The sequence below is a fragment of the Calditrichota bacterium genome (assembly GCA_013152715.1).
GTDB lineage: Bacteria > Zhuqueibacterota > Zhuqueibacteria > Thermofontimicrobiales > Thermofontimicrobiaceae > 4484-87.
Genome location: JAADFU010000019.1, coordinates 1 through 9,497, shown reverse-complemented (window position 1 = coordinate 9,497; position 9,497 = coordinate 1). Strand labels below are relative to the sequence as shown.

The 9,497-nt window shown below is 46.1% G+C and carries 11 protein-coding genes and 1 tRNA gene; all 12 read right to left on the bottom strand.

Features of this window, described 5'->3' with window-relative positions:
• Window positions 1–43: 43 nt before the first annotated feature.
• Entirely contained in the window at window positions 44–493 is a 450-nt protein-coding gene (locus GXO74_01850; protein ID NOZ60403.1) for a HEPN domain-containing protein, read from the bottom strand.
• Complete coding sequence (locus GXO74_01845) at window positions 493–1,041, bottom strand: hypothetical protein (protein ID NOZ60402.1); 549 nt, start codon at window positions 1,039–1,041, stop codon at window positions 493–495. The genes GXO74_01850 and GXO74_01845 overlap by 1 nt, the downstream gene beginning before the upstream one ends.
• Before the next feature lie 713 nt (window positions 1,042–1,754).
• A complete protein-coding gene (locus GXO74_01840) occupies window positions 1,755–2,420 on the bottom strand; it encodes a hypothetical protein (protein NOZ60401.1) in 666 nt (221 codons plus the stop codon).
• 14 nt (window positions 2,421–2,434) lie between these two features.
• Window positions 2,435–3,202 carry a hypothetical protein gene (locus GXO74_01835; protein NOZ60400.1) on the bottom strand — a complete coding sequence of 256 codons (768 nt, stop codon included), beginning with the start codon at window positions 3,200–3,202 and terminating at the stop codon, window positions 2,435–2,437.
• Between the two features lie 53 nt (window positions 3,203–3,255).
• Window positions 3,256–4,134, bottom strand: a complete 879-nt coding sequence (locus tag GXO74_01830; GenBank protein NOZ60399.1) for a hypothetical protein — start codon at window positions 4,132–4,134, stop codon at window positions 3,256–3,258.
• Window positions 4,135–4,154: 20 nt separating this feature from the next.
• Window positions 4,155–4,694: an HAD hydrolase family protein gene (locus tag GXO74_01825; GenBank protein ID NOZ60398.1), complete on the bottom strand. Its 540-nt coding sequence runs from the start codon at window positions 4,692–4,694 to the stop codon at window positions 4,155–4,157.
• Entirely contained in the window at window positions 4,684–5,526 is an 843-nt protein-coding gene (kdsA, locus tag GXO74_01820) for a 3-deoxy-8-phosphooctulonate synthase (GenBank protein NOZ60397.1), read from the bottom strand. Before kdsA ends, GXO74_01825 begins: the two co-directional genes overlap by 11 nt.
• A 19-nt stretch (window positions 5,527–5,545) precedes the next feature.
• On the bottom strand, window positions 5,546–7,174 hold the full coding sequence (locus GXO74_01815; GenBank protein ID NOZ60396.1) for a CTP synthase: 1,629 nt from the start codon (window positions 7,172–7,174) through the stop codon (window positions 5,546–5,548).
• Window positions 7,167–7,931 (bottom strand): 3-deoxy-manno-octulosonate cytidylyltransferase, encoded by a 765-nt coding sequence (gene kdsB, locus GXO74_01810; GenBank protein NOZ60395.1) that lies wholly within the window; start codon window positions 7,929–7,931, stop codon window positions 7,167–7,169. The genes GXO74_01815 and kdsB overlap by 8 nt, the downstream gene beginning before the upstream one ends.
• Before the next feature lie 102 nt (window positions 7,932–8,033).
• Window positions 8,034–8,330, bottom strand: a complete 297-nt coding sequence (gatC, locus tag GXO74_01805) for an Asp-tRNA(Asn)/Glu-tRNA(Gln) amidotransferase subunit GatC (protein NOZ60394.1) — start codon at window positions 8,328–8,330, stop codon at window positions 8,034–8,036.
• A 219-nt stretch (window positions 8,331–8,549) separates the two neighbouring features.
• Window positions 8,550–8,645, bottom strand: a tRNA-Sec gene (locus GXO74_01800).
• Between the two features lie 189 nt (window positions 8,646–8,834).
• Entirely contained in the window at window positions 8,835–9,188 is a 354-nt protein-coding gene (locus GXO74_01795; GenBank protein ID NOZ60393.1) for a four helix bundle protein, read from the bottom strand.
• Between the last annotated feature and the right edge of the window lie 309 nt (window positions 9,189–9,497).

Below are 9,497 nucleotides of genomic sequence, written 5' to 3'. Positions count from 1 at the left end.
TTGAACTATTCTGCCACCAAAATTGAATCAGACACAAATCTAATCAAAAATCAAATTCCCCTTGCGGGTTTTGTTCTTTAATTTTTTCTTTAACTCTTTTAATGAGTTTTGCCGCAGTTTCTTTTGCTTTTTCTGCTTCGCTTTCGGTGCAATCTTCCGCTTCATAAATAAATACGTGTCTTTTCTTCCGGTAACGCTCAAATTGTTTGGTTTCAATTTGATATTCTTCGCCCAATATTTTGGCGACAATGTCAACAACTGTTTTGTGCATTTGTCCGTCGGCCGGTAAATAACCAAAAGAGTAAAGCAAAGCCCGTCCTGCTTTGAGCATGGCGTTATAGGCTAAATTCATCGCGTTTCCCGGATCGCTATTTATCAAACGGTCAAAGCTTTGCAGGTCTTTCTCCGCCCTGAGGATAAGTCTGGAAATTTGTTTAAAATTTGGTTGTTGTTTCTTGATTAAGCCCCTTTTCAAATAATCACTGAGATCAATCATAACTTACCTTTTACTAAGATAAATTTATCGGTCAATATTTCATTGAGAAATGGATCCTGGGAAGATTTTTTTTCGTCAAACTCATTTTTTGTATAGTAACGATAGTTGATTTCTCGTTGGATAATTTTTTCAATTTTTTCAATTCCCATTAAAAAATCATTTTCAGCCTCGGAATTGCCCACCAGAAGCACGTCTATATCAGAATTAACGCGCATCATATCCTTTGCATAACTGCCAAATATTAGAGCAAGATAAATACCATCAATACTATCAACTAATTGTTTTAATAACCCCTCAACTCCGGCTGTTTTTTGGACGATACTTTTTATCTCTTTCAATAATGGATAATCCGGATTTATTCGAAATAGCCTTCGGTTCCCATGTCGCCGGCTGATGACTAAACCATGGCGTTCGAGAGCATTAAGACCTTTTTGCAACACGCCAGCTTTCTTCCCAACAATATGAGCTATCTCGCTCAGATAATATTCTTTTGTCGGCTGGCTTATTAGGATTGAGAGCAATTTTAACTGGTTTTCTGTGTACATAATTTTTTGTTTACATTAATTGGTATGCCGTTGGCATAAGATTGTATGCCGTTTGGGTAATGTGTTGTTTAATTTGCAATCTGAGTGTAGTGCTATCATTTTTTCTCATTCACTGGTTCAGAATTGAATCAGGGGGCTGTATCAAAAGTCATTTTTTTGAATCAAAATATTGAACTTACGTACAAAAAAACGTCCGTTTTAGGGCTTTTGATACAGCCCCATTTTCTCCCAAGCTTTCCCTTGAAAGAATTCAATGTTAAACCCCGTTTGGGGTTTTTGATTTTCGGAAATATTTTAAGCTACCAATATTCAACGCCTTCGGCGTTACTAATTCTAAAAAAAATCATACTTGTCGAACGCTGTTGAAAAAAGCGGTCTTATAATTAAATCATGCATAGCCGAAATCCCGAAGGGATTCAACGTTTGTAGAAAAATACATGTCAAAACCCAGCCAACTCCGAAGGAGTTGAACATTTATTAAACAAAATACTTTTACATCCGCCGTGTGCAGAGCCGCCTTCGACATGGACGCTGTAGCTGAATAGTTAGTCCCTAACGGCACTTTTCGCATGATGCAACACTTTATAAAATGTAAAGCCCAGATTTGTCGCATGTTACACCCTTAAACTGACGGCTATGCCCCTTCCCTCTTTTTACCATTAAAAAATGTTTTTTCGCCCCACGAAGGCGATAATGCAGCTCTCTCAAATTTACTAATTTCTCCGCTTGGGAACAGGGACCACGCCCTCGACGAATACGCGCACCGAGTCCTGTCCGAAATTTGAAGGATTCAATTGATCAAATGCCACCGCGCGGAGCAGAATTTCTCCTGCCAGACGCGTCACATCCCAATCGGCGAATTGGTAAGGGCGACTTTCGTCAGAATAAATCAAAGAATCATTCATGAAAAAATCGACGCGGGCGATGGGAAAATCAAAAGCCACATTCACTTCGACAGCATATTTCCCGATGCCGGGAATAATTTCACCGTTCAACGGACGGACAAATGAAACGACCGGGCTTTCGTCGCCCTTGACAGTCACGTACACACCGCCCTTTGTTTCGCCGCCGTTTTCGTCTTTGACCGTCACTTCAATGCGATATTTTCCGGAAAATTCCGGCGCCACCCATTTCACTTCGCTCTCGGTGTCGCTGAGCAATTCCCCCACCGAACCGTCGTCCCAGTGAAATGAAAGCAAATCATCGTCCGGGTCTTCAGCAATGACTTTGAGCGTGGTCGTGTCCTGCGTGCCAATCTGCCGCGGCTCAGCAGTAACGCTGTTGATGATGGGCAATTTGTTCGCCAATTTTTCCACCACGCCACAGCTTGCGAGCACGAAAAAGACGAGCATTACAACCATGATTATTTTTGACGTCATTTTTTCACCTCAGGCTAAAATTTTTCCGCCTGAAAAACTTCCCTTCCGGCGTCGGATTTTTGAATAAACACCACAGCAAAAGTTTGGCTCGGATCTTCGTCATTGGCTAAAGTTGCCTCAAATGAAAAAGATTTCACCTCGCCGGCATTAATTTCAGAGATAGTTACCGCAGACAAAATTTTTCGCACCACAGCTCGATGCCGCGCAACGCCCTTGTCTTCGATGATCACCGCTTGCAAAATCAAATCAGACTCGCTACGACTCCCTAATTTGGCAATTTGCAAATTTAATCGGAACAGATTATTTTCAATCGTTTTTTCCCCGACAATTTGAAAATACGCATCCTGCTCTGTCAATTCAGCCAATTGCTCCAGATAACGATTTTTCACATAATCAGAAGAAGCGCCCTGAACCCGATTCGCCGCGCCGTTGAAAAATGCATCCGGTATCCCGCGTTCCGCTGGATCGGGAACGTACTTGTGGTATCGCGTCAGGCAATCGGATTGCTCGTACAGATCGTTCCAATTCTCGTTTTCGACGTGATATTCCAAAATCAGCAAATTATCCGAAAACGAATTCCTGCTGCGAATGTCGTCCAGCGCGTCCAATGCGTAGTGGCTGTACGGATAGCCCGTGCTGTCGTTGACAAAAACCTCGACGAGATTCTTGCGCGGTACGCGGCTGGAAGAATTTTTGGGATCCAGGACGTTGTCCCGATCCAGATCTGCGCAAAAGGAAAAAAACACAGCCGTCAGAAAAATAATTCGCCACAAAAGTCGCATTTTTGCACCAGGTTTATTTAATTGATTATTAAGAAATTAAATCAGCCTCGCATTCAAAATCGAACGTACAGATTCAATGAAAAATTTCTCTCTCCGGGCAGGAGCGCCAGATTTATGCGATTGGCAAATTTATGTTCCTTTGAGCGTGAATTTGCCGCAAAAACTCTGTTGTTTCGACTACGATCCGCACTCCAGAGCGTAATTGTTATGATCATGGAGGTAGCCGTCGCCGCAATCAGCCAATTTCGAATCTTGTGGCTGCGATTGGCGCGGTCGTAGTAGCGATCAAAATCGTCAAAATTAGTCGCGTGATGGTAGTTGTCGTAATTTTTCCGATAATCGGCGTGCACGAGAATTGTCGTCAATGCCAGAGCACCCGTGACGCCGGCGGCGTACGCTGTATTATAATTGCGAATTTTCCATTCCGACGCTCGAGAGCCCCTGCCGGTGAGATCGAAAATGATATTTTGCGCCAACATGCGAACCATCGGCTGAAGATTTTCCTCGCCGCTGCCGGTCACTTTCTCGCCCAGGATTTGTCCCGTGGACACGCGAATCAGATGCGCGTCAATGCGCAAGTCGCCGCTCACCCGCTGAATCTCGCCGGTGATGATGTATTCCGCTCCGGCTAACTTGCCCACTTCCAGCGCGTGCTCGGGTTTGATGTAGCCAGCTTGCGCCAGCGCGTATTCCGACAGAATCGATTCGATTTTTTTTCGTTCCAGCACAGCGATCTGCCGGCATTGAGACAGTTCGGTCTTCAGCATTTCCGCCACGGCGCGTTCCAACCGGTCGTAGCGCGCGCGTTCGCTGCTGTTTTTGAAATCCATCACTGCCAGCGTCAGTGGTGATTCTTGCGCCAGCGCTTTCGCTGAAAAAGCCGCCGCAACAACGAACATCGTCAGAAAGACAATTTTTTTTCCGATAGCCATGAAAAAAGTTCTCCGGCTTTTTATTTCAAAAAATTTTGAACTGCGGTTTCCATTTTATTTTGGCCTTCCAAAATCAATTCCACAACCTCGCGCACGGCTCCTCTTCCGCCGCGTCTCTTGGTCACATAATCGGCGCGCTTGCGAATTTCCGCGACGGCATCGTTCACGGCGATTTTCAATCCGACCTGCACAAAGACCGGCAGATCATTTATGTCGTCAGCGACGTAAGCGACTTCCTGATCGGTCACTCCCATCGTCTCCTTGATCATCTCGTAGCCAGCGCGCTTGTCCCGCTGACCCTGAAAAAAAATATCTAATTTCAAATCCGACGCGCGCTTTTCCAGCGCAGCGGAGGCTCTGCCGCTAATAATTCCTACCTTCAATCCTGTCGCTTGAGCTAATTTAATTCCCAGCCCGTCTTTGACATCGAAAATTTTTAATTCTTCGCCGTCAGCACCGTAAATCACGCCGCCGTCTGTCAAAACGCCGTCCACGTCCAGCAGAATCAATTTTATTTTTTTCGCTTTATCCAAAACTTCCTTCTCACGTTCAGAGTTCAAAAGTCACATCCTCAAAATTTTTCGCCGTTTCTGCGATCTGTTTTAATTGTACGAGTAAATTCTCCAACTGTTGCAAAGGAAGCATATTCGCCGCATCGCAGAGCGCTTCTTCCACGCAAGGATGCGTCTCTAAAAAAATTGCCTGACAACCCACAGCAACGGCGGCACGCGCCAAGGGAAAAATGAATTGCGGCTGACCGCCGGATTTTCCGCCACCGGCGCCGGGAAGCTGCAAACTGTGCGTGGCGTCAAAAACTACCGGAAAGCCCAAATTTCTCATGATCACCAGCGAACGAAAATCAACAACTAAATTGTGATAGCCAAATGTCGCGCCGCGTTCCGTCAAAATCACCTGTTCATTGCCTGATTTCACCGCCTTTTGCGCCACTGGTCCCATGTCCTCCGGCGCCATGAATTGCCCTTTTTTAATATTGACGGCCACCCCGGTTTTCGCGGCAGCAACGACGATGTCTGTCTGCCGACACAAAAAAGCGGGAATTTGCAACACATCAGCAACTTCTGCCACGGGTGACGCTTCAGCAGCCGTGTGAATATCCGTCAAAATGGCAACGCCCAATTCTTTTTTTACTTTTTCCAAAATTTTCAGACCTTGTTCCAGACCGGGGCCGGTGTACGAAGTCAAACTCTGACGATTGGCTTTGGTGTAAGATGATTTGTAAATGTAAGGTATGCCCAATTTGTCAGTAATCTTTTTCACGGCCTCGCCGGTCTCCAGCGCAATCTTCTCCGTCTCAATCACGCACGGGCCGGCAATCAACGCCAGCGGCTGCTTCGGACCGATCTTTATTTCGCCAACAGTAACAGTAATCATATTTTCAAATTTCCTCAAGCTAGTTATTTTTCTTGCTGTACGCCAGCGACGCTTTGACAAATTCGCGAAAAAGCGGATGCGGTTTCAACGCCCGAGATTTTAGCTCAGGGTGAAATTGCACTGCCACAAACCAGGGATGTTCCGACGACTCAATCATTTCCACCAGATCCAGCTCCGGATTGATTCCGCTGAAAATAAGCCCGTGCGCGCCGAGTTGATCGAGATAATCATTATTGACTTCATAGCGGTGCCGATGGCGCTCGCTAATCTTTTCGGCATCGTAAATTTTGAACGCTCTGCTGGATTTTTTCACAACACAAGGTTGAGCGCCGAGTCTCATGGTGCCGCCCTTGGACTTGATCCTTTTCTGTTCTTCCATCAGATCGATCACCGGAAAATCCGTGTGCTCATCAAATTCCGTGCTATTGGCGCCTTCCATCCCGCACACGTGACGCGCGAATTCGATCACCGCGCATTGCAATCCGAGACAGATGCCGAAAAAGGGGATTTTATTTTCGCGTACGTACTGAATCGCGGCAATTTTGCCCTCGATACCGCGGCTGCCAAAACCGCCCGGTACAAGCAAACCGGAAACATCGCTCAAATATTTTTCCGCTCCTTCTTTTTCAATATCCTCCGCCTCAATCCAGCGCAAATTTACACGAGTGTCGTTGGCAACGCCGGCGTGGACAAAAGATTCGGCAATGGACTTGTAAGAATCCTGCAATTCAACATATTTGCCGCACACAGCGATGGTAACTTCGTGCGTCGGATTTTTCACTTTGTCGACAAATTTTTTCCATTGCGACAATTGCGGTTTGCCAACCTTCAAATTTAATTTTTTAACGACAATTTCATCCAACCCGCCATTGTGAAACATCAGCGGCACTTCGTAGATTGTCTTCACGTCGTGGGCGCTGATAACCGACTCCACCGGCACGCTACAGAAAAGGCCGATTTTTTTTCTCAGCCCCAATTCCAATGGCGTCTCGGCGCGGCAAAGCAAAATATCCGGCTGAATGCCGATCTCGCGCAGCCGCATCACCGAATGCTGCGTCGGTTTTGTTTTCAGCTCTCCGGCAGCACGAATGAAGGGCACCAGCGTCAGATGCACGTTGACCTGATTTTCCTCGCCCACATCGAGCCGAAATTGACGGATCGCTTCCAAAAACGGCAGACTCTCAATATCGCCGACAGTGCCGCCGACTTCGGTAATGATGACGTCGTATTTTTCCTCGCTATTTGCCAAATCTATGATGCGGCGTTTTATTTCATCGGTAATGTGCGGGATCACCTGCACCGTACGACCGAGATAATCGCCGTTACGCTCGCGCCGGATCACCGTGTAATAAATTTGCCCGGTGGTCGCGTTATTCCGCGTGCTCATATTCATATTTAAAAATCGCTCATAATGACCCAGATCGAGATCTGTTTCAGCGCCGTCGTCAGTCACGTAAACTTCTCCGTGCTGGTAGGGACTCAATGTGCCCGGATCAACGTTCAAATAAGGATCCATTTTCAGAATCGTCACCTTCAAACCGCGCGCTTGCAGCAAGTATCCCAGCGACGCAGATGCGATTCCCTTTCCCAAAGAAGAAACAACGCCGCCTGTCACAAAAATGAACTTTGTCCCGCCAACTTTACTCAATATTCATCTCCTTCAAATATCGTTCGACTTTCGCGATGTCCTCGGGAACATCCACTCCCATCGCAATTTTATCAGTCAGTGCCACTTTCAGCCGATAGCCGTTCTCCAACATCCGCAATTGCTCCAACTGTTCCGCTTTTTCCAGTGCGGAAGGCGGCAAATCGACAAATTTCAATAAAAAATTCCGGCGATAAATGTAAATTCCGACATGCCAATAGTAAACTGATTTTCTCGGCCATTCCGACCTCTCTGCCCCATCGCGCTGAAACGGAATGACCGCGCGGGAAAAATAGAGCGCGTACCAGTTTTTGTCCACAACAACTTTGACAATGTTCGGATTCAGCAAATCTTTGGCTGACTCAATCTTTCGCACTAAAGTTCCCACTGGCGCATCCGCATTGTCTGCCATCAGCCGAACTAATTGATCAATAACTTCCGCATCGATGAGCGGCTCGTCGCCCTGAATATTGACCACCAAATCGCAATCCAGCCCTCTCGCCACTTCTGCGATGCGTTCGCTTCCGTTTGCCGCTTGCGGCGAGGTCATTTCCGCGCGTCCGCCGAATTTTTTCACTGCGCCCAAAATTCGTTCATCATCCGTAGCCACAATGACATCGTCCAACAATTTCGCCAGACTTGCCCGTTCGTAAACGCGCTGAATCATCGGCTTGCCGGCAATTCGCGCCAGCGGCTTGCCCGGGAAACGAGTTGACTGATATCGCGCCGGAATAATGCCCACTGTCTTCAATCTATTCATCAATCTAAATTCCGCTCAGTTTTCATTTAGCAGCGAACAAAACAAACAATAGAATATTGTAAAAAAACTCTAAAATCGAAACTCGTAACTCAAAACTATGAACTATGGACTCTTCCTCACCACCCTCGGCACGATGAAAAAATCTCCGTGCCGCTTCGAAGCGTTCAGCAAAGTCTCTTTCGCAGATAAACCGGCAGTAGCCCGATCTTCTCGCAACGGAGTCGCTTCTCCGCTTTCGCAATCGAGTTCCGTCCGCGGCAGCAAATCTAACTCATCAATTTTTTCCATGTACCCTAAAATCCGGTTGAGTTGCTGAATCAACGCTGCTTTTTCCTGCTCTGAAAATTCCAGTCGCGCCAATTTCGAAAGTCGGTCGATGTCCTGCCTTGTGATCGCCATTTGACTGCAAAATTTAATTCTCAAAAATCAAGGGCTTATTTGAACGCAAAATACGTCTAATCAAGGGCTAATATAAAACAATTCTGTGAAATAGTCAACAAGAAAATGCGGGAAGCGGCGCACACTTTGCAGAGGAAAAGCAAACGAAAAATAAGATTAGAAAGCAAGACCGAAGGCTTGAAATAAAAACAGGGGCAACCGATCAGCTACCCCTATTAGCGGGAATGTGTGGGAATCGAACCCACCTATCCCGACTGTTGCCGGGACACAACGGATTTGAAGTCCGCGAGGCTCACCAGATGCCCTTGCATTCCCAGGTGTTTTTCAATTTCGGGTAATAAAAATAATAATTTTTTTGGTGAGAAGCAAGAGTTTTTTGGGCTGCTGGCCTCTGGCTTTTAGCTCTTGGCTTCTCGCTGTTGGCAGAGTTATCTTTCTTCTCTATAAGCCAAATGCGAAAAGCGAAGTGCCAAAAGCCAAATGCGAAGGGCGAAACGCCAAAACCTACCGCAATTTCTGATAAAGTCTATTCAGCATTTTCCCAATAGAACTATAGTTTGCGCCTAATGGCCTAAAAAGCGACTCTGACAAATACTTTAAATCAAAACACAGCTCTAATTGATATTCAACTTCGGCGCACGAGCCGACGGCAATATCGACAAATCTTCTAAATTCCCCCTCGCTATTTTTAGCGCCGCCCTCAATCAAATTCATCGGAATAGAATACGCCGCTCGCCGTAATTGAGATGTTAAACCATATCTTTCTTCTTTGGGAAACGATTTTGTCACTTCATAAATTTTCAGAACCATTTCATGGGATAGTTTGAAAACATCATAGTTTCTAATATTGCGAGACATGATTCCCTCCATTGGATTTTTAACAATCATGCAGAATGGGCGAAAAAAAATTGGATGGATGTTGGCTATTGGCTATTGGCACTTGGCTTTTGGCATCCGGCTATTGGCTTCTCTTCCAGTTCAATCCTCCTTTTCACGAAAAGCGAAAGGCAAAAAGCTAAATGCCAAACGCGTTTCTACCAATCCTCTAATACAGAACGAGGCAAACAAAGACTGCCGGCGATCCGCTTTTAGCTCCTGGCAAGCCATCCCTCATCTGTCAACCAAAAGCGAAAAGCCACACTCCCGATATCCCCTTCGCGGAAAATC